Genomic DNA, 19,114 nt, shown 5'->3' with positions numbered 1-19,114 from the left:
TAGCACATCAGCACATTCTCCACATTCGCACATTAAATAAGCTCCAGCACCTGGCGCAAATCGGTGACGGCGTGGAAGTCCAGGCCTTCGAGCTTTTCGGGGTCGACGTGCTCGAAGACCCAGGTAGCGTGGAAGGGCACGTGCACGGCCCGGAAGCCGAGCTGGGCCACGGGCAGGATGTCGGACTTGAGGGAATTGCCGATCATGAAAAACTCGCCGGGCAGGGCGTTGTAGCGGGCCAGCAGGCGGCGGTAGGTGGCCTCATCCTTTTCGCTGACGATTTCCACGTAGTCGAAAAAGTCGCCCAGGCCGGAGCGGGCCAGCTTGCTTTCCTGGTCGAACAGGTCGCCCTTGGTGAGTACCATCAGGCGGTGGCCGCGGCGGCGCAGCTCGGTGAGCACCTCCACCACGCCCGGCAGCGGCTCGATGGGGTAGCGCAGCAGCTCCTTGCCCATGTCCAGAATCTGCTGGATTTCAATGCCGGTTACCTGGCTGTCGGTGAGCTGGATGGCGGTTTCAATCATGGAGAGCATAAACGACTTGGCCCCGTAGCCGAAGAGCTTCATGTTCTGGCGCTGCACCGCGTTGAGCTGCTCGGTGATGCGGGCCGGCTCGCCAAAGGCGGCCATAATGTCGAGCAGGCGGGCCTCCACCTGGTCGAAGTGGGGCTGGTTGGACCAGAGCGTATCGTCGGCGTCGAAGGCAATGAGGTGGGGCGCGGTCATGGCGGGAAGGCGGGAAAATTGGCCGGAAAAGCCAGTGGAGGCGGTAAAGTTACCGAACTTGCCGCCCATGAAACAGCTGATTGACCTGCAGACCTGGAACCGGCGGGAGCATTTCGCCTTCTTCGGCGCCTTTGAAGAACCGTTTTTTGGCCTGGTGGCGCCCGTGGACTGCACCGGGGCCCAGGCCGAGGCCAAGCGCCTGGGCGTGTCGTTTTTCCTCTACTACCTCTACCACGCCGTGCAGGCCGCCAACGAGGTGCCCGAGCTGCGCACCCGCATCGAAGATGGGCAGGTGTACCTCTACGAGCGGGTGCACGCCTCGGCCACCCTGGGCCGCCCCGACCACACCTTCGCCTTCTCCTTTATCGAGCAAAACGACGACCTGGCGGGCTTTGTGGCGGCGGCCACGGCCGAAATCGAGGCCGTGCAGAACAGCTCCGGCCTGCGCCTGAGCGACACCACCGCCCGCGTCGACGTGCTGCACTGCTCGGCCATTCCCTGGGTGCGCTTCACCGGCCTAACCCACGCCCGCAGCTACAGCCACCCCGACAGCTGCCCCAAAATTTCCTTCAGCCAGGTCTACGAGGAAAACGGCCGCACTTATCTGAACGTGGCCGTGAACGTGCACCACGCCCTGGCCGACGGCTACCACGTGGGCCAGTTCCTGCAGGCCTTCGAGCGGCGGCTTAGTGGTGAAGCGGTGAAATTGTGAGGTGGTGAGTTGGCGTGCAGGCGGCGGGCACTGCGCGGGTGGTGCCATTGGCGTATCTGCTATAGCCTGCCGCTTCTCCTTGCGGGCCATTTTTTGAATATCTACAGGCTCCGCGAGTAGAAGCGGTGACCTTCCGCAGGTGTAAAAGTGCCTCCCGAGTAGAAGCAGCGCCAGGTGCGCGGATAGAGCCGCAACTCACCCTTTCACCACCTCACTAGTTCACCGCAGCTCCCAGTACCTCGAGCAGGGCGCGGGCTTTGAGCAGGCACTCGTCGTACTCCCGTTCGGGGTCGGAGTCGTAGGTGATGGCCGAGCCGACCTGGAAGCTGAGGTAGCCGGTGCCGGCGCGGTACTGCAGGCTGCGGATGACGACGTTAAAGTCGAAGTCGCCGGAGGGCAGCACGTAGCCCAGGGTGCCGCTGTAGAGGCCCCGTCGGGTGCGCTCATAGAGCTCAATGAGCTGCATGGCCCGGATTTTCGGGGCGCCGGTCATGGAGCCCATTGGGAAGGTGGCCCGCAGGATGTCGGCCAGCTTCACCCCGGGCCGCAGCTGGGCTTGCACGGTCGAAATCATCTGCCAGACGTGGCGGAAGGAGTAGAGCCCGAACAGCTCGGGCACCTGCACGGTGCCGGTTTCGGCCACGCGGGCCAAGTCGTTGCGGACCAAGTCCACAATCATCAGGTTTTCGGCCCGCTCTTTCTCGTCGTGCCGCAGCTGTTCGCGCAGCCGCTCATCCTCCGCGAGCGTAGCGCCCCGCCGGATGGTGCCTTTAATAGGCTGGGAAACCAGCTGGGGGCCGTTTTTCTGCAAAAACCGCTCGGGCGAGGCGCAGAGCAGGTACCGGTCGTGCCACTTGTAGAACCCGGCGAAGGGCGTGGGTGAGGCCGCCGTCAGGCGCAGAAACGTACCCACGGGCTCCAGGGCCACCGCCTCGGCGTAGAACTCCTGGCACAGGTTGAGTTCGTAGACCTCCCCATTGAGAATATCCTCCCGAATAGCCTCCACGGCGGCCAGATACTCGTTTTTCGGCAGCCGGGGCCGCAGGGTAGCAACGGGCAGCGGGGCTTCGACTGGCACCACAGTGGCCAGAATGGCTGCCAGTACGCCCACCGTAGCCCCGTGAATTTCCACGCCCTCGGGAGTCCAGTAGAGCCAGGTTTCGGGGGTAAAAAAGTGCAGGGCCGGCCACTGCAGCCCGTCGAAATGCCCGCTGCTCAGGGCTTCGATTTCGTTTTTGACGTCGTAAGTGACGAAGCCGCAGCGCGGCCCGGTGGCGGGCCGGTTCAGCCAGCTTTCCAGCTCGGCCAGGGCCGTCGGGGCCAAATCCGGCGTATTGGTTACGGCCAGCAGCTGCTCAAAAGGGCCGTGGGGGTATTCCGCGCCGTTGGGCTCGTAATAGGCGCAGCAGGCAAACTCGGCCGCCCAGTACAAGGCCCGCTCCCGAAACTCAGCCGCCGAGCAGGGCAGCGCCGCGTAAGGAACCAGGGGCGGCGGAGCCGGGGTAAAATGCGGATTAGTCACCACGTGCAATGCTTTTCCTCTTCTCTTTACGAACAACAAACAACTAACAACAAACAACCAATAACTGACCTCTACCGCGGCAGCCCGGCCAGGGCCACTTTGGCCTTGGCGTCGGTGCTGTTCTTGTACTCGTGCTTGGGCGAATCCAGGGCCTTCTGGAAGTAGAGCCGGGCCATGTTCAGCTGCCCGTCGGCCTGGCAGAGGTAGCCCATCTGCAGCGCCGACTGCGGCCCGAAGTAGTAGGGCGCCTTGCCGGCCAGGGCAATGGTGCGGGTGTAATACAGCCGGGCCGAGTCGAGGCGGCCCAGGCCGTGGTAGGCCCGGGCCCGGCGGTAGGGCTCTTCCAGCCGGTCGCGCAGGGGCCCCGTGGCGGCCGAAAAACCGCGCAGCGTAGCCAGGGCGGGGCGGTAGTAGCCCCCGTCAATCTGCAGGCGGGCCCGGGTCAGGGTGCGGTTCAGTGGTAGCTGGCCCTCGAAAAAGCGCTGAGCGTAGGCGTCTTCCTCCACCACCGTGCGGCCCCCCTGGTTTATTTGCTGGCGGTACCGCTCGGCCGTCTTGTCGTCGCCACTGAGCCAGGCGGCCAAATACAGCTTAAAGGCCGCGTCCTTGCGGTAGTGCACGCCCGGGTAGTCCTGCAGAAACTGCTGGTTGGCCCGCCCCGACGCCGCGTACTGGCCCTGGTAGAGCAGCAAGTCGGCGGCCATGTGGTGGAGGTAGGGAATGGGCAGGTAGCCCGCCCCGGTGGGGCGGCTGCGGTAGGCCGCCAGGGCCGCGTCGGTGCGGTGCAGGCGCTTGTTGAGGCTCAGCAGCAGGTAGGAGTAGAGCAGGTTGTCGGGCTGCTGGGTAGCCAGCTGCTGCACCAGCCGGGCCGACTCTTCACCCTGCTTAAAGTAGGTTTCCTGCACCAGGGCCAGGATAATGCGGGCCTCGGGCTGAAAGTCGTGGGGCTGCTGGGCGGCGCGGCGCAGGTTTTGCACCCCGGCCTCCACGCTGCCCGGCAGCCCGAGCAGCTTCAAAAACCACCGGTAGCCCTCGGGCACGGAGCCAATCATAAACTGGCACATGCCCAGCGTCTTGCGGGCCGGCAGAAAGTCCGGGTAGGCCTTCACCACGGCCTGCATCTGCTGATAGGCCTGGCGCAAGCTCCAGGCCCCCTGGATTTCGTGCTGGTAGGTCACCTGGGCGGCGGCCTGGTGCAGCCGGATTTCGGCCCGGGCATAGGCCGGCAGCGGCCCCGCCTCCCGCGACTTTTCCAGCTGGGCCAGGCGCCGGTCCTGGGCGGCCACCACGGCCTCGTAGCGGCTAGCATCCTGGCGGATCATGAGCTCGGTAAAGTCGATGCAGTCGGCCACGAGCAAGGTGCCGGCGCTGCCGGGGGCCCGTTTGGCTTCTTCCTGGAGCAACTGCCGGGCCGGCTCCACGCGCAGCTTGAGCAGCTCGGCATAGGCCCGGCGCAGTCCCGGCGTCAGGCTGCCGGCGGCCGCGCTGGTCGTTTCCGGAGCCTGGGCCGTGTCGTGCTGGGGCGGGCTAGCGGCGGCCGTCGTCAGGAGCACGAGCAGCAGCCCCAGCAGCAGCCGGAGTCCGGAAGGGGAATGCGCAGAAGCCAGAGGATGAGCCACGGGAAAAATCGGAGCAAGAAAAAAGGAACGACTACGGAGCCGTTCCTTTTTGGGGTGCGTTCGAAAAACGAAGCGCGGAGCTTAAGCCGGCTGCTTCACGTCCACGTCGGCCAGAACCCGGCCGCAGTGCTCGCACACGATGATTTTCTTGTGCGAGATGATGTCAGCCTGGCGCTGGGGCGGTACGGTGTTGAAGCAGCCGCCGCAGGCGTCCCGCTTCACCATTACCACGGCCAGCCCGTTGCGAACGTTGCCACGGATGCGGGTGTAGGCCGTCAGCAGGCGCTCCTCGATGGGCTTTACGGCCTCCTCGCGCTCGTCGAGCAGCTTTTTCTCGTCGGCTTCGCTTTCGCCCACGATGGTTTGCAGCTCGGTGTTCTTGTTGGTCAGGTCTTTCTTACGCTCTTCCAGACGCTGCTTGGTGCCGGCGATGTCGGCGTTTTTCTGCTCAATCTGGTACTGGGCCTCCTTGATTTTCTTTTCCGAAATCTGGATTTCCAGGCGCTGCAGCTCGATTTCCTTGGCAATGGCCTCGTACTCACGGTTGTTGCGCACGTTTTGCTGCTGGTCCTCATACTTCTTGATGAGGCCTTCGGCGTCTTTGGCGTTCTGCTTGCGCTGCTTGATCTGGTCGTTCAGGGCCTGAATTTCCTCGTCAAACTTGCTCACGCGCACCTCATAGCCAGCAATTTCGTCTTCCAGGTCGCGCACTTCTTCGGGCAGGTCGCCGCGGACGCGCCGGATTTCGTCGAGCTGCGAGTCGAGGCGCTGCAGATTCAGAAGGGCTTCCAGCTTACTGGCAACGGTGGTTTCCGTGGAAGGATTAGAAATCATAACGGACAGGGTTGGTGAGGGTCTCAGCAATTAAGACCGCAAAAGTACTTTTAAAGTTGGCCGTAAGCAAATCCCGGAAGATTTCCCCGGTAAATTGCTCACTTTCGAAGTGGCCCACGTCGCAGAGCAGCAGCTGGCCTTCGGCTCCGAAGTACTCGTGGTACTTCAAGTCGCCGGTGACGTAGGCGTCGGCCCCGGCCCGGCGGGCGTTGCCGATCAGAAAGCTGCCGGCCCCGCCGCAGAGTGCCACTTTCTTGATGGGCTTCTCGAACTCGGTGTGCTTAACGACGGGCACGCCCAGGGCCGTGCGCAGCCGCTGCCGGAACTCGGCCGGGCTCAGGGCTGCCGGCAGCTCGCCAATCATGCCCGAGCCCACATCCTGGTGCGCGTTTTCCAGCCTGACGAGCTCGTAGGCCACTTCTTCGTAGGGGTGAGCCGCCCGTAACGCCCGCAGCGCGGCGCCCTGCAAATGCAGCGGCAGCAGCACTTCTACCCGTTCTTCCTGCACCGATTCGGGCTGGCCTGCTCCGCCAATAAACGGGTTGGTGCCCGCGCCGGGCGTGAAGGTCCCCGTGCCTTCAACGCGGAAGCTGCACTCGGAATAGTTGCCGATCTGGCCCGCACCGGCCGCGTACAAAGCCTGCAAGACAGCCTCGGTGTGGGTCGTGGGCACGTAGGTGATGAGCTTGCCCAGGGTGCCGGTTTTGGGGTCCAGAATCCGTAGATTTTCCAGGCCCAATTTCTCGCCCAGCTTGCGGTTGACGCCCGGTAGCACGTTGTCGAGGTTGGTATGGGCCGCGTAAATGGCCACGTCGTTTTTGATGGCCTTAATCAGAGTTTGCTCCACCTCATTGGCTCCGGTCAGGCGCTTCAGAGGCCGGAATACGACCGGGTGGTGGGCCACTACCACGTTGCAACCCCGCCGCAGGGCCTCGTCGATAACGGCCGGGGTGCAGTCTAAGGCAATGAGCACGCCGCGGACTGCGGCCTGCGGGTCGCCGCACTGCAGGCCGGCGTTGTCGTAGGATTCCTGGTAAGCCAGGGGCGCCACGCGTTCCAGGGCGCGGGCAAGGTCAGCAACAGTTGGCATCGGCAGAAATGCGGAAAAGTTGGTTGATAACGGTAAAGAAAGGCCGGGCGGGGATGGTCCTGCCGGCGAAGGTACGCGGTTCGGTACCGGCAGCAGTGGGCCGCGGGTGATTTTCCCCACGGCCTAACCGCCGCCGCGGGAGGCCCGGCTTCGCTGACGGGCGGCGGTATTTTGCAGCAGAATTAGGGTGGCTGGGTATTGTACTATTCTGCGGTTGGTTATCTTTGCATAGACTTACTTATATCCTATGGTTGATTCTACTAAGTTGCTTGCAAAAATACTGTGTTTATACGTTGGTTTGGCCCTGTTACCCACGGTGGTACTAGCGCAAAGCCCTGATACCGCCTTAACCCGGCGGACTATTCAACTGCAAGACGTGGAGGTGGCTCCAACTGCCGTGAATACCAAAGGGTGGCTGCTGCTGAATCAGGATATTAAGACCGAGCTGGAAGGAGGGGTTAATAATTTGTATAATTTCAAGTTCGATAAGGCGGAAAAACAGTTTCGCTCCCTGCGCCGCCGTTACAGCCAGCACCCGTTGCCCTACTTCCTGATGGGCCTAAGCCAGTGGTGGAAAATTCTACCGACCAACATCACGGAGAAGAGCGTCGACAAACTCTTTTTTGCCTACATGGACACGGCCGCCACGAAGGCCGAAGCTTTGTACGAGCAGGATGAGCAGAACTACGAGGCCAGCTTTTTCCTGGCCGCTTCCTACGGCTTTTCCGCCCGGCTGCATTCGGAGCGCCACGACTGGGCCCAGGCCACGGTAGCCGCCAAACGCTCCCTAAAATACCTGGAGCTAAGCAAGCAGGCCAACGGCTTGAGCCCGGAATTTCTGTTTGGGCAGGCGCTGTTCAACTACTACGCCGTCTGGATTGCCGACGAGTTTCCCTGGCTGCGGCCCGTGCTGCTGTTATTTCCCAAGGGCAACACCGAGCTCGGGCTGCAGCAGCTGCGCAGCGTGGCGGCCAACGCCGTGTACACGGGTCCGGAGGCCAAATTCTTTCTGCTCAAGATTGTGTCGAGTGAGCGGGAAAACAAGCCGGCGGAGGCCCTGCAGCAAGCCCGGTACCTGGCTGCCACCTACCCCGACAACCCGTATTTCCAGCGGCAATACGCTATGCAGTGTTTTAATAGCGGCCATTTTGCGGACTGTGAGAAGCTGAGTACCAGTATTTTGGATAAGTATAATCGGGGCCTGACGGGCTACGACAGTTTCAGTGGACGCTACGCCAGCTATTATTTGGGCTATATCCAGCAGATGAAGTACAAGTCCTTGGCCACGGCTAAAGAGTATTACCAGCGCTGCCTCGTCTTTTCGGAGGTGACCAGCCAAACGGAGGGCTACTACTTGCACGCCACGCTAAACCTGGGCCGGATTGCTCTCAAGCAGAACGATCTGGCGGCTGCGCAGCGTCATTTCAAGGTTATCGTGGCCAAGGCCGACCGTAAATCAGATATGTATCAGGAGGCGCGGGACTACCTGAAAGCTCAAAGAAAAGGTGCTCGTCAGCCCAAAACAGCCGTTCTGGCGGCCGGCAAGCCAGCTTCGGCGCGCTCGTAAGTCTGGTCTGACGCGGGCTTATTTCCGGTCCCGACACTGGTTGAGTATTTCCACGTAGCGGTCCACGTGGGAGGGCAGTTCCCGGCGCTTATACTGCATTAGGTAGCGCGGGTGGTCGAGGATGTGAATCTGGTCGAATAGCCGCAGCTCCTGGTTGAGACGGAGCAGGTGCTGGCCGTTGCGCCGGCCCAGGCACACGGCCTGGCGGCGTACTAAGCCTACTTCCGTTACCTGCTGATTTAATGAGGTTCGAATAGCCGGGTCTAAAGCTTTGATTAAAGCCGGCGAATCGTAGTAGTTATAGTTGCGGCCTGCGCGTAGCAACACCAGCGGGTAAAGGGAGCCCAGAAAAAAATCCTGGTAAAAAGCCGTCGGGCCGCCCAGCGCCGCTACCACTTCATACACAAACTGGCTCGACAGTTCGCGGTGCCGGGGTAGCTCGTTGGCAATGCCGCAACTGTCGGCTAGGGCCACTGGGTCGGTGAAGGCCACGCCGGTGCGGCCGTTGCCGAGGCGGCCGGGGTTGATGCCCAGCAGGGCTATGCGGGGCTGGTTGTCAGCGTAATAGCGTTGGGCAAAGCGGGTAAACAGCGCCAGCGGCGTGCTTTCCTGGTAGGGGCTCAGGGCCACGGCCTCGTCGGGCAGGCTGGTGGGCACCGGAAACGTGGTCAGAAAATGCAGTAGGCGGTCGGCAAACGTGGACATAGGCAGATGGGGTAGAGCTCAGGCATACGCAACAGCGCGGCCCAGGGCCGGCCGTAGCCGGGTGGGCGGCCCGCCAAAGCGCCGCCAGCCCGGCTCTGGTTTCGTACCTTGCGGAAGTAGGCGTACTTTTGTGGCTCCCGCGTTGCTGTTGCCTGCTATGCCTCATCCCCTTGCCCTGTTGCTCTTGCCCTTTGCCTGGCTCTACGCCGCAGTGCTGGGCGTGCGCAATTGGCTCTACGATAAGGGAATAAAGAACTCAGCACGGTTTGCCCGACCCACTATCAGCGTGGGCAACCTGCGGGCCGGGGGTACGGGCAAAACGCCGCACGTGGCCTGGCTGGTGCGCCAGCTGCAGGCCGCCGGGCAGCAGCCGGCCATTCTGAGCCGGGGCTACGGGCGCCGCACCCGGGGTTACCTTGAGGCCGACGCTACGGCTACGGCCGCCACCATCGGCGACGAGCCCCTGCAGCACTACCAGGATTTTCAGGGGCAAGTGCCGGTTGTGGTGTGCGAAAACCGCCGTATGGGCCTGGAAACGCTGTTGCAGCGTGAACCAGCCCCGACAGCCGTGGTCCTCGATGATGCCTACCAGCACCGCCGGGTGCAGCCCACGTTGAATATTCTGCTGACCGAACAGCACCGCCCGTTCTACCAGGATTACGTGCTGCCGGCCGGCCGGCTGCGCGAAAGTCGGGGCGGGGCCCGCCGGGCCGACGCGGTGGTGGTAACCAAGTGTGATTCAGGCCTTACGGCCAGTCAGCAAGCCGCCATTACGGACCGGGTGCGGCGCTACAGCCGGCCCCGGGTGCCGGTGCTGTTCTCAACCTACTGCTACGGCGCCCCGGTGGCCGTGGGCGGGGCGGAGCGGGTCGAAAGCCCCGAAATCGTGTTGCTGACCGGCATTGCCCAGCCCGGGCCGCTGCTGGAGTACCTGACCGGCGCCGGCTACCACATTGTGCAGCACGCCGCCTTTGCCGACCACCACCCCTTTACCCTTCCCGATATTGCGGCTCTAGCCGGGCAATTACGGGCGGGGCAGAGCGTTTTTACCACTCAGAAAGATGCCGTCCGGCTGCTGGAGCCTGCTCTACAGGCGGCCGTGGCGGCACTACCTATCTTTTATATTCCCATCCAGGTCGAGTTTTTGGCCGATGGGGCTGCCCAGCTGCAGCAGTTGCTTTCTTCCTTATTTCAGCCCCACGCTGTTGTCTGATCTGCTTTTTCCGTTGTCCTGCTTCCGCTTGTTCGTCCGCGTTTCCATCGTCCTGCTGCTGGGGCTGCTCTGGCCTGCCCTGCTGCGGGCCCAGGTGCTCGACGACTCTACCAAGGTGGTCTACGGGGCCAAAACTACCCGGGTCCTGTACGAGGCCGACATCATGCGCGAGCAGTACGAGGGCCGCGTGATTGACACCACGCTCACCAACCAGGTGCGCGACCGGTACTGGTTTCACGACACCACCTTCCAGCAGGACCTGGGCAACGTCGGGACGGCCTCGCGCCGCCTGCTCTGGGACGCCAATAACGGCATCGGGGCCCGCTACGGCCGCACCGTGTTCGACAAGTTTGCCCGCAACTCGGCCACGATTCCCTACTACGACACCCGCTCGCCGTTCACGTTTTTTCGCTTTATTCAGAGTGCCGTCGGCGAGCAGGTGTTTGAGCTGTCATATTCGCGCAGCCTGGGCAAAAACCTGAACGTGGGACTAGCCTACGAGCGGTTTGCCTCGCGCAAGGTGTTGGCTACCAACGGCCGGGAAAACTTCACCGAGCACAGCAATGTGCTCTTCTTTGCCCGCTACCAAACCAAGGATGAACGGTACCACGCCCTGTTCAACATCAATACGGCCCGCCACCGCGTGCCCGAGCAGGGCGGCATCCGCTACGGCGCTACCGATAGTATTGAAGATGGTCCGGATAAAGGCAAGCCCCGCCCGGGCAGCCTGTTCAGCTACGGCTTCGAGAACGTCAACCTGACCCGGGCCCTGAATGCCGAAGACCGGGACGAAATTCGCCTGGTGCAGACCCTGCGCTTGCTGGGCCGGGGCCTGACGGCCTACCACATCTTCGACTGGCACCGGCAGTTCAACAACTACACCGACCGGCCCCTCAGCGGCCCGCTCCCCCTGGATGCCCCCGGCCGGCTGCGGTTTTACCCCGGAACCCGCCTCAGCGCCAACCTGACCAACGACCGGACCGAATATCGGCAGCTGGAAAACGAGGTGGGCGTGATGGGCCACACGCCCGCGGTAGGCTACCGCCTCTACGGCCGCTACCGCAACGCCAACCTGTTTGCCAAAAACTACCAGGACCGCTACTCGGGCTTAGGTGAGTATATCTACCCCTATAGCCAGCACTACGGCCAGCTGTTTCTGGGCGGCACCGCCGATTTTCGCTACCGCAACCTGGTGGCCGTGGAAACGGCCGGGGAGGTAATGGCCCAGCAACTTACGCCCGAGGGTAAGACGTTCAGCGAGTTTTGGTTCCGGGGCACGGCTCGCCTGGGGCCGTTGAGCGGTGAATTCTACAGCTCCTCGTATTCGCCCACGCTCACCCAGCAGCGCTTCGTGGGCAACCACTACGAATGGAACCATACCAAAGACGTACCCACTGGCACTCCCATTGCGGAGTTCAACAATACGCTGGTCAACCAGCTGACCGGCCGCCTAAACCAGAAGCTGGGCCGCCATTACCTGGAGGCTTCGGCCAGCGTCGTGACCATCAACGACCTGGTGTACTACAACCAGGCGGCCGTGCCCGCCCAGTTCAATAAACCCATCGGGCTGGTTATTGGCAGCGTGCGCCACCGTTTCAACCTGGGCAAGTTCTACTTCGACAACCAGGGCACCGGCACGCTGGGCGGGGAAGGTGAGGCGCTGCGCATTCCCAAGCTGGTGGCCAACGGCCGGGCCTACTACCAGGGCTACCTCTTCAAAAAGGCCATGTTTAGCCAGGTAGGGGCCGACGTGTACTACCAATCCCGCTTCCGGGGCTACGACTACAACCCCACAACCCAGCAGTTTTACGTGCAGGACCACTTCTCCATCCGCAACTACGCCGTGGCCGACGTGTTCTTTATTACCGATATCAAAACCGTATCCGTATTTTTGAAGATGGCCTACGTCAACCAGGGGTTGTACGATTTCGGCAATGGCTACTTTGCCACCCCGCTCTACACGGGGCTGCCGCGCCGGTTTCAGTTTGGTATTCGGTGGCAGTTTTTTGATTAAGTTAGACTAGTAATTAGTGCCTGTGTGGCGCTCCGAATCTGATGGAACCCTCCGAATTCAAGGAAAAAACCATTCTCAAGCTCAAGCTCAACACCGACCCACGGTGGGTGAATATTGCCAGCAAGAACATTGAGGATATTCTCGTTGACCACGCCTACTGCGAGCAGAAGGCCGCCAGCACTGGCATTTCCCTGATTGTGAAATACCCCGAGAAAACCCGCCTCGTCGATGAGCTTACCCTGCTCGTGGCCGAGGAGTGGGCCCACTTCGAGCGGGTGCTGCTGGAGCTGCGCAAACGGGGCTTCGAGCTGGGCCCGCAGCGGCGCGACGAGTACGTAGTGCAACTCATGACCCACGTGCGCCGCGGCGACCACCGCGACCGGCAGCTGATGGATATGCTGCTGGTGTCGGCCCTGATTGAGGCCCGCAGCTGCGAGCGGTTCAAGCTCCTGTGGAAACACATTCCCGACCCCGAGTTGAGCAAGTTCTACTACGAGCTGATGGTTTCCGAAGCGGCCCACTTCGTGAGCTACGTGGATCTGGCCAAGGAGTACCGCGACCCGAAGGAAGTGGATGCCCGCCTGCAGGAGCTGCTCAAGATTGAGGGTGAAATCATTACTAACCTGCCCGTGCGCGACGACCGGATGCACTAAGCGAAATTATGGCCGGAATATTGGTAGTGAGAAAAATAGCTTCACTTGCTGTTCTGCTTATCAACTAAAACGTTTTACTTTACCTTCCATGAAAGCACTATACGCCTTACTACTACTGTTACTTACTTCCGTCGCGGCCGTTGGGCAAGCTGCGCCGCCGGCCGTCAACTTCTGCGGGCAGGACTACCCCCTGCCGCCGGGGGCCACGCTCGTCTCGCCGTACGAGGTGAAGGCCGACAAGTTTGATTTGATGCTGATGTACCTCAACCCGGCTGACCTACGCAACGGTGCCCCGGCGGATTATACCAAGCAGCATATGAAGAAGCTCAAGGCCAAGGACTTGCAGGAAGTGGCCTGCTTTATTCAGGGTGTCCCGGCCAAGGCATTTAAGTACAGCTACCCAACCGAGGCGGGCTCGGCCTACGAGCTGCTGGCCTACGGCGTAACCAAGGGTCAGCCCGTGATGATTCAGCTGACCCTGGACGTGGACCCTTACAATAACATCGAAATACCGGAGTTTGCCCGGCAATTTGTTCACTTCGATAAGTAGAAGCCCCGCCCCGCGGGCGATACAAGCTGCCAATCTGGGATTTACACATAAAGAAAGCCCGGCTGCTCATTGTGAAGCAGCCGGGCTTTCTTGCTGAATAGGCTTAGGCCGTTGGCCGTTAGGGCGTGGGCTCGGTGGGCTGCCGGGAGTTGAGAATACCCGGTGGCACCGATAATTCCCCGGTGTGGGGGTCAACGACGCCGTTGCGCTCATCTTCGATGTTGGTGGCCTGGGTATACACGTCGCCGGCAATGGGGCGGGCCCGCAGCTCCTGCTTAAACTGCCGGATCCGCTCGGTGCGCTCCTCGCCGGCCTGGGGCCCGCCGTAGTCGGCAAAGCCGAAACCGCCCCACTCACTCACAATCAGGGGTTTCTGGCGCCGGTAGAAGAAAGCATCACCGATAACCAGCGGAAAAGCCGCCACCCCGATGAGCTCCCCGGCCACGAGCCGGTCGAGCAGGTCGCGCCAGCGGGGCAAGTCGGGGGTGTAGAGGTGGGCCGTAAGCAGGTCCGATTTCAGGCGGCCTTCCTGGGAAATATGCTGCCACCCGTCGTTGTCGACCACCAGAAACTGCGGATGCTCGATCTGCATGTAGTGGTAGGTGTCGGTGATGTAGCGCCGGGTTTCGGGGTTGGTGGCAATGTCCTGACAGCCCCAGTCCTCGTTGTAGAGGCTCCAGATGACCACCGACGGGTGGGACTCAATCAGGGCCAGCATGCGCAGCAGCTCTTCCTGGTGGTTTTGGCGGCTGCGCGGGCTGGAGGTGTGGGGGCTGGGCACTTCCACCCACAGCAGCAAACCCAGCTCGTCGGCCAGGTTGTAGATGCGCGGGTCGACGCCGGCAATGTGCACCCGTACCAGGTTGCAGCCCAGCTTCTGCATGGCGTGCATGTGGCGCTGCATTTCCTCGTAGGTGGCCGTGCCGGGCTGGTACAGGATTCCGTCGAGGTAGGTGGGCTCGTTGTTGAGGTACACGTGCTTGCCCCGGGACTCAATCTTGCGCAGGCCGAAGTGGGTTTCAATCTGGGCCGCGTAGCCTTCGCCGTCGATGAGCTGGGCCACGAGCTGGTAGAGGTTGGGCGCTTCCGGCGACCAAAGCTTGGCCCCGGGCATTTCCAGCACCACGCGCTGCTGCTTCTGGCCAGCTTCGAGGCGCAGCGGAAAGTCGGAGGTATAGAGCGGTGGAGCCCCGTTGCGGCGGCCCCGCTCAAACACCTGCAGACGCAGCGTATACAGGCCCGGGTCGTGGATGCGGGTGGTGATGTTGAAGCGCACGAGCTGGTCTTCCACCACGCTGTCGACGCCCACCCGGGAGCGGAGGCGGTTGCGCTCCACCATTTCGAGCCACACGCTGCGCACGGCCCCGGTGTAGGTCTGGTACCAGATACCGCCGCGCTTGTAGATGTGGGACTCCTGCTTGCCGCGGGTGGTTTCGGCGTCCATCGTGTCGGCGATGCGCACGGTCAGCCGGTTGACCAGGTGCAGATTTTCTTCCCGCAGCTCGTAGGAAAACGAGGTGTATTCGCCGTAGTGCACATCCTCGCCCTCGATGGTGCGCAGCTGCCGGCCGTTGAGCCATACCCGGGTTTCGTAGCCGCAGGCCCCGAAGGTGAGCTGAAACATGGACCGCAGCAGGGGCTCTTCAATTTCGGGCAGCGTAAATTCCCGCTCGTACCAGGCCACCACCCGGTCCTGCCACACCTGGGGCTGGCTCTGGCCCTTGGCCTGGGCCATATGGGTTTCAATGGAGCCCGGCCACTGGGCCTTGTACTCGTAGTGGTGGCCCAGGTACCAGCCGTCGCGCAGGCCGCTGTCGTCGGGGTCGAGGGCGAAGTTCCACTCCCCGTCGAGCAGGGCGTGGTTGTTCAGGCGCAGTACGGCCCGTGGCAGCGGGTTGGGCGTTTCCTCAATAGGCTTGGTTTCTTCCTGGCTGGCCGAGAGGCCATAGTTGATGTGCTCTAGGTTCATACGATGGACGTTGGGAAACAACTGCGACGTAGCTCGGGGCTACGCCGCTTAAGGTAGCTGTATACGCGCCGTCCGCCGCGAGTAGTAGTGCCGACCCAAGTTTTCTTTGCCCCGGTAGCGGAGTGGACTGGATAAAAACGCCAGAGCCTGCGAATCAGCTTGATTTGCAGGCTCTGGCAAGGCGTCGGCTCCAGTTTAGAAGCGCAGGGTAAACGTGCCGTTGGTAATGGCCGCCGTGCGGGTCGCGGTGCCGTTGTAGTCCACGCCGGAGAAGCCGAACGTACCGCTCATGGTGCCCGTGGCCGCGCTGTAGCTGGTTATTTTAAGCGTACCCGTGGCCGATCCGCCCGTCCGGTAAGTGGCCGTCGGGATGCCGCCGGTGGCCCGTTGCAGCGTGCCGCTTTCGTAGAGGCCGCCCAGGTAGTAGGTTTCCGGGCCCCGGAAGCTTTGGTACAAGGACAAGGAAAGCTGGTCGCGCACCCCGTTGGTTGTGGCTTCGCCCACGATGTAGAGCGTGTTTTGGGCCGCATCTACCTGGCCCGTGAGAACTGTCGTGGAATAAGCTACGCCGTCGGTGGTCCAGCTCATGGTGCCACTTTTTACCGAGCCGTCGGAGGGTACTACCACCGTGCCGGCCGCGGCCGTCTGGCCCGCCACTACCGTGATGCTGCGGCTGGAAGGGGGCAGGTAGCCGGTGGCCGGGCCAAAGCTCAGCGTGTAGGCGCCCGGGGCCAGGTTCGGAATGGAAAACGCACCCGTTGTAGCGTTGGGAGCGGCCAGAAACGTTAGGCCGCCGGGGGTAGTGGCCGTCACGTTTAGCACCGAACCACTGGGGCTGATGGTGCCTTCCACAGTGCCCGTAGTAACTACCGCCGCGGGGTCATCTTCTTTTTTGGAGCAGGCGCCCAGCGAAGTAGCCAGTGCGGTGAATAATAGCAGGCAAGGAGCCCAGGCGCGTAACGAAAATAGCATGTGGATAGAAAGAAGTAAAAGTGGCTTTGGCAGAGCGTAAGCTCCGCCAAAGCCGGCAAGTTACGGCATCGGCACTGACTTTCCCGCGCCGCTTACCGACTTAGGTTTTCTGCTTTTTCTTCTTGGCCGCCGGAAACAGGATGTTGTTCAGGATCAGGCGGTAACCGGGCGAGTTGGGGTGCAGGGCCAGGTCGGTGGGCTCTTCTTCCACCAGGTGCTGGTAGTCTTCCGGGTCGTGGCCGCCATAGAAGGTCCAGGTGCCCTTGCCCAGCGTGCCGTGCATGTAGCGCACTTCGCCCGAGGCCTTGTTGTCGCCCATCACCACCACGTCCGACTTGATGAGCTGCTTGCGGAAGGCCGTGGTCTGACCCATAAAGCCCTTGATGGTTTTCTCGTGGTTCTGGGTCAGCATCGTCGGCACCGGGTCGTACTTGGCCGAGAAAGTGAAGAGCTGGAAATAGTCGTTGTCTTCGTACACGCCCCGTTCCCCGGGCTGCATGTCGATGTTGGAGTATTCGTACTGGTAGGGGTCCCGCACGATCTGGAAGTCCTTGAAGGCCAGGGTGCGGTTGAAGTTGAGCTTGGATTGGGCCGTGGGGTCGGCCGGGTCACCGTCGTACATGCTTTCCACCATGTCCAGGCCCAGGCCGGCCAGGGCAATGTCGTAGGTGTCGGTGGCCGAGCACATGGCAAACTGGAACCCCCCGCCGGCAATAAACTCCTGCATCCGGGTCACCACCGCGCCCTTCATCTGGCTGACTTTGGCAAAGCCGTGGCGTTTGGCGGCGGCTTCCGCGTCGCGCTGCTGCTGCTGGTACCAGGGCCGGTTGCGGTAGGAAGCGTAGAACTTGCCGTACTCGCCGGTAAAGTCCTCGTGGTGCAGGTGGAGCCAGTCGTACTTGGGCAGCACCCCGTTGAGCACGTCGTCGTCGTAGATTTCGGTGTAGGGAATTTCGGCGTAGGTCAGCACCATCGTCACCGCGTCGTCCCAGGGCTGCTTGCCCTTGGGCGTATACACCGCAATTTTGGGCGCCTTCTCCAGCTTCATGATGTCCATGTTGGCGTTGGGGTCGGCTATTTCCTGCAGGATGCTGCTGTACTGGGCTTCGGAAATAACCTGGTAGGTAATGCCGCGCACGGCCAGCTCGTTTTCCAGGCCCTGGGCATTTTCGCAGGCAAAGCTGCCCCCGCGGTAGTTCAGCAGCCAGTCGACCTCCACCTGCCGGGCCAGCAGCCAGTAGGCAATGCCGTAGGCTTTCAGGTGCTCTTTCTGGCCCTGGTCCATGGGAATAAAGACGTGATTGGCCCAGGCCGCGGCCGGACCGCCGAGCCAGGCTGCGGCCAGCAGCAGCAAAGGCAGAATTCGCTTCAGCACCATCGGGGGTTCTGCTAAGTCGGGAGAGAAGGGGTAAAATAACCGTACAACAAACCGACGCAGAGAATTCCGTCGGGGTTGCCGGGCTGGGCCAAACGGGCCTAAACAAATGTAGCGAAACGGGGCGGAGTTTGCCGGAAACGGGTTACCTTGCGGCGCCCGCCCGTGGCTTAAAATCGGTGATTGGAGCCGATACAGCCTAATTTAGCGGTTTACGTCCGCCCGATTTTATCCTTAGCTGCTATGCACCTGCTCGAAAACATCAAGGAGGCTTTTCGCTCCATTCACAGCAACCTGCTGCGGACCGTGCTGACGGCCCTGATTGTGAGCATCGGCATTATGTCCCTGGTCGGCATCCTGACGGCCATCGACGCCATCAAGTACTCCCTGAACCAGACCTTCGCCAGCCTCGGAGCTAATTCGTTCGAGATTAAGGCCAAGGGCTACTCCAACCGCATGCGGCGGGGCGGGGTGCAGGGCAAAGTTTACCCCGCCATTACCTACCTGCAGGCCAAGCAGTACAAGGAGCAGGTCGGCGACGATGGGCAGGTGGGCATTTCGGCCTTCATTGCCGGGGCGGCCGAGGTCAAGGCCAACGGCAAGAAAACCAACCCCAACATGAACGTGGTGGCCGGCGACGAAAACTACCTCCAGATTCAGAACTATAACCTGGCCCGCGGCCGGGCCTTTTCCTCGATTGAGCTCGAAAACGGCACCAATGTGGCCATCGTGGGCAAGGAAATTACCGACAAGCTGTTTCCCAACCAAAGTCCGGTCGATAAGTACATCTACCTGCTCGGCCGCCGCTTTCAGGTGGTGGGCGAGCTGGAAAAAAGCGGCTCGACCATGGGCGGCGGGGGCGCCGACCGGATGGTGCTCATTCCGCTCGAAACCGGCAACCAGATGCCCCGGCAGCGGGCCCTGACCTACGACGTGAAAACGGCCACTCTGCAGCCCGAAAACCTGGCCTACCTCACCGGGCAGGCCACCGGTATTATGCGCGCCGTGCGCCACGATCAGCTGGGCCAGGAAGACAGCTTCGACGTGGAGCGCAGCGACTCGCTGGCCGGCAAACTCGACTCCTTGTCGGGCAACCTGCGCATGGGCGGCGGGCTGGTGGGCTTCATCACCCTGCTCGGGGCCAGCATCGCCCTGATGAACATCATGATGGTATCGGTGACGGAGCGCACCCGCGAAATCGGAATTCGCAAGGCCCTGGGCGCCACCTCCCGCCAGATTCGCCAGCAGTTCCTGATTGAGGCCATCGTTATCTGCGTGATGGGCGGGCTGCTGGGTATTTTGCTAGGCGTCACGATGGGCAATTCGATTTCCCTTTTCATCGGCGAGGGGGCCTTTTTAGTGCCCTGGTTCTGGATGAGCATGGGCCTGGCCATCTGCATTGCCGTGGGCCTGGCTTCGGGCTATTACCCCGCCAGCAAAGCCGCCGGCCTCGACCCAATTGAGTCTCTGCGCTACGAGTAAGCGGGGTGTATCCCCCGTCCTGTCGACCATTCTGCGCCTCAAGCAACGAGGCACCGATTAGCCAGTAGGTTGTGCTGTTTTACTTCGAGCAAATTTTTAAAGTCGCTTCATG

The 19,114-nt window shown here is 61.8% G+C and carries 16 protein-coding genes; 7 read left to right on the top strand and 9 right to left on the bottom strand.

Features of this window, described 5'->3' with window-relative positions; all coding sequences use genetic code 11:
- Positions 1-32: 32 nt before the first annotated feature.
- Entirely contained in the window at positions 33-725 is a 693-nt protein-coding gene (locus CLV45_RS10280; RefSeq protein WP_100337010.1) for an HAD family hydrolase, read from the bottom strand.
- Between the two features lie 67 nt (positions 726-792).
- Between CLV45_RS10280 and CLV45_RS10275 the strand changes: the two genes are divergently transcribed.
- Complete coding sequence (locus tag CLV45_RS10275; protein WP_100336265.1) at positions 793-1,437, top strand: chloramphenicol acetyltransferase; 645 nt, start codon at positions 793-795, stop codon at positions 1,435-1,437.
- A 214-nt stretch (positions 1,438-1,651) separates the two neighbouring features.
- On the opposite strand, the gene CLV45_RS10270 is transcribed toward CLV45_RS10275, so the two are convergent.
- The 4 genes from CLV45_RS10270 to CLV45_RS10255 form a co-directional block, all read right to left on the bottom strand.
- Positions 1,652-2,959 carry an anthranilate synthase component I family protein gene (locus CLV45_RS10270; protein WP_245882820.1) on the bottom strand — a complete coding sequence of 436 codons (1,308 nt, stop codon included), beginning with the start codon at positions 2,957-2,959 and terminating at the stop codon, positions 1,652-1,654.
- Positions 2,960-3,030: 71 nt separating this feature from the next.
- The gene (locus CLV45_RS10265; protein ID WP_100336264.1) at positions 3,031-4,578 is read right to left on the bottom strand and encodes a tetratricopeptide repeat protein; all 1,548 of its coding nucleotides are present in this window, start codon (positions 4,576-4,578) and stop codon (positions 3,031-3,033) included.
- A gap of 81 nt (positions 4,579-4,659) precedes the next feature.
- Complete coding sequence (locus CLV45_RS10260) at positions 4,660-5,412, bottom strand: zinc ribbon domain-containing protein (protein WP_100336263.1); 753 nt, start codon at positions 5,410-5,412, stop codon at positions 4,660-4,662.
- The gene (locus CLV45_RS10255; protein ID WP_100336262.1) at positions 5,402-6,502 is read right to left on the bottom strand and encodes a Nif3-like dinuclear metal center hexameric protein; all 1,101 of its coding nucleotides are present in this window, start codon (positions 6,500-6,502) and stop codon (positions 5,402-5,404) included. The genes CLV45_RS10260 and CLV45_RS10255 overlap by 11 nt, the downstream gene beginning before the upstream one ends.
- 397 nt (positions 6,503-6,899) lie before the next feature.
- On the opposite strand from CLV45_RS10255, the gene CLV45_RS10250 reads away from it, so the two are divergent.
- Positions 6,900-8,069: a tetratricopeptide repeat protein gene (locus CLV45_RS10250; RefSeq protein ID WP_211289923.1), complete on the top strand. Its 1,170-nt coding sequence runs from the start codon at positions 6,900-6,902 to the stop codon at positions 8,067-8,069.
- 18 nt (positions 8,070-8,087) lie between these two features.
- Here CLV45_RS10250 and CLV45_RS10245 read toward each other — a convergent pair whose 3' ends face one another.
- Positions 8,088-8,774: a uracil-DNA glycosylase family protein gene (locus CLV45_RS10245; RefSeq protein WP_100336261.1), complete on the bottom strand. Its 687-nt coding sequence runs from the start codon at positions 8,772-8,774 to the stop codon at positions 8,088-8,090.
- Between the two features lie 157 nt (positions 8,775-8,931).
- Here CLV45_RS10245 and lpxK point away from each other — a divergent pair, with 157 nt between their 5' ends.
- From lpxK to CLV45_RS10225, 4 genes are all read left to right on the top strand, one after another.
- The gene (gene lpxK / locus CLV45_RS10240) at positions 8,932-9,987 is read left to right on the top strand and encodes a tetraacyldisaccharide 4'-kinase (protein WP_100336260.1); all 1,056 of its coding nucleotides are present in this window, start codon (positions 8,932-8,934) and stop codon (positions 9,985-9,987) included.
- Positions 9,980-12,001 carry a putative porin gene (locus tag CLV45_RS10235; RefSeq protein WP_157807405.1) on the top strand — a complete coding sequence of 674 codons (2,022 nt, stop codon included), beginning with the start codon at positions 9,980-9,982 and terminating at the stop codon, positions 11,999-12,001. The genes lpxK and CLV45_RS10235 overlap by 8 nt, the downstream gene beginning before the upstream one ends.
- A 41-nt stretch (positions 12,002-12,042) precedes the next feature.
- Positions 12,043-12,654 carry a tRNA-(ms[2]io[6]A)-hydroxylase gene (miaE, locus tag CLV45_RS10230; RefSeq protein WP_100336258.1) on the top strand — a complete coding sequence of 204 codons (612 nt, stop codon included), beginning with the start codon at positions 12,043-12,045 and terminating at the stop codon, positions 12,652-12,654.
- An 88-nt stretch (positions 12,655-12,742) separates the two neighbouring features.
- Positions 12,743-13,204, top strand: a complete 462-nt coding sequence (locus CLV45_RS10225; protein ID WP_100336257.1) for a hypothetical protein — start codon at positions 12,743-12,745, stop codon at positions 13,202-13,204.
- 118 nt (positions 13,205-13,322) lie between these two features.
- On the opposite strand, the gene CLV45_RS10220 is transcribed toward CLV45_RS10225, so the two are convergent.
- The 3 genes from CLV45_RS10220 to CLV45_RS10210 all read right to left on the bottom strand — a co-directional run bounded on the left by CLV45_RS10220 (position 13,323) and on the right by CLV45_RS10210 (position 17,517).
- On the bottom strand, positions 13,323-15,173 hold the full coding sequence (locus CLV45_RS10220) for a glycoside hydrolase family 2 protein (RefSeq protein ID WP_100336256.1): 1,851 nt from the start codon (positions 15,171-15,173) through the stop codon (positions 13,323-13,325).
- 195 nt (positions 15,174-15,368) lie between these two features.
- The gene (locus CLV45_RS10215) at positions 15,369-16,145 is read right to left on the bottom strand and encodes a carboxypeptidase-like regulatory domain-containing protein (protein WP_100336255.1); all 777 of its coding nucleotides are present in this window, start codon (positions 16,143-16,145) and stop codon (positions 15,369-15,371) included.
- 100 nt (positions 16,146-16,245) lie between these two features.
- Positions 16,246-17,517 (bottom strand): asparagine synthetase B, encoded by a 1,272-nt coding sequence (locus CLV45_RS10210; RefSeq protein WP_394338485.1) that lies wholly within the window; start codon positions 17,515-17,517, stop codon positions 16,246-16,248.
- A gap of 246 nt (positions 17,518-17,763) precedes the next feature.
- Here CLV45_RS10210 and CLV45_RS10205 point away from each other — a divergent pair, with 246 nt between their 5' ends.
- Positions 17,764-19,002 (top strand): ABC transporter permease, encoded by a 1,239-nt coding sequence (locus tag CLV45_RS10205; RefSeq protein ID WP_100336253.1) that lies wholly within the window; start codon positions 17,764-17,766, stop codon positions 19,000-19,002.
- Positions 19,003-19,114 lie beyond the last annotated feature (112 nt).

Source organism: Hymenobacter chitinivorans DSM 11115, assembly GCF_002797555.1.
In the GTDB taxonomy this organism is placed as follows: domain Bacteria; phylum Bacteroidota; class Bacteroidia; order Cytophagales; family Hymenobacteraceae; genus Hymenobacter; species Hymenobacter chitinivorans.
The sequence above is the reverse complement of the archived record's forward strand: the minus strand, read 5'-3'. Positions and strand labels throughout refer to the sequence as shown.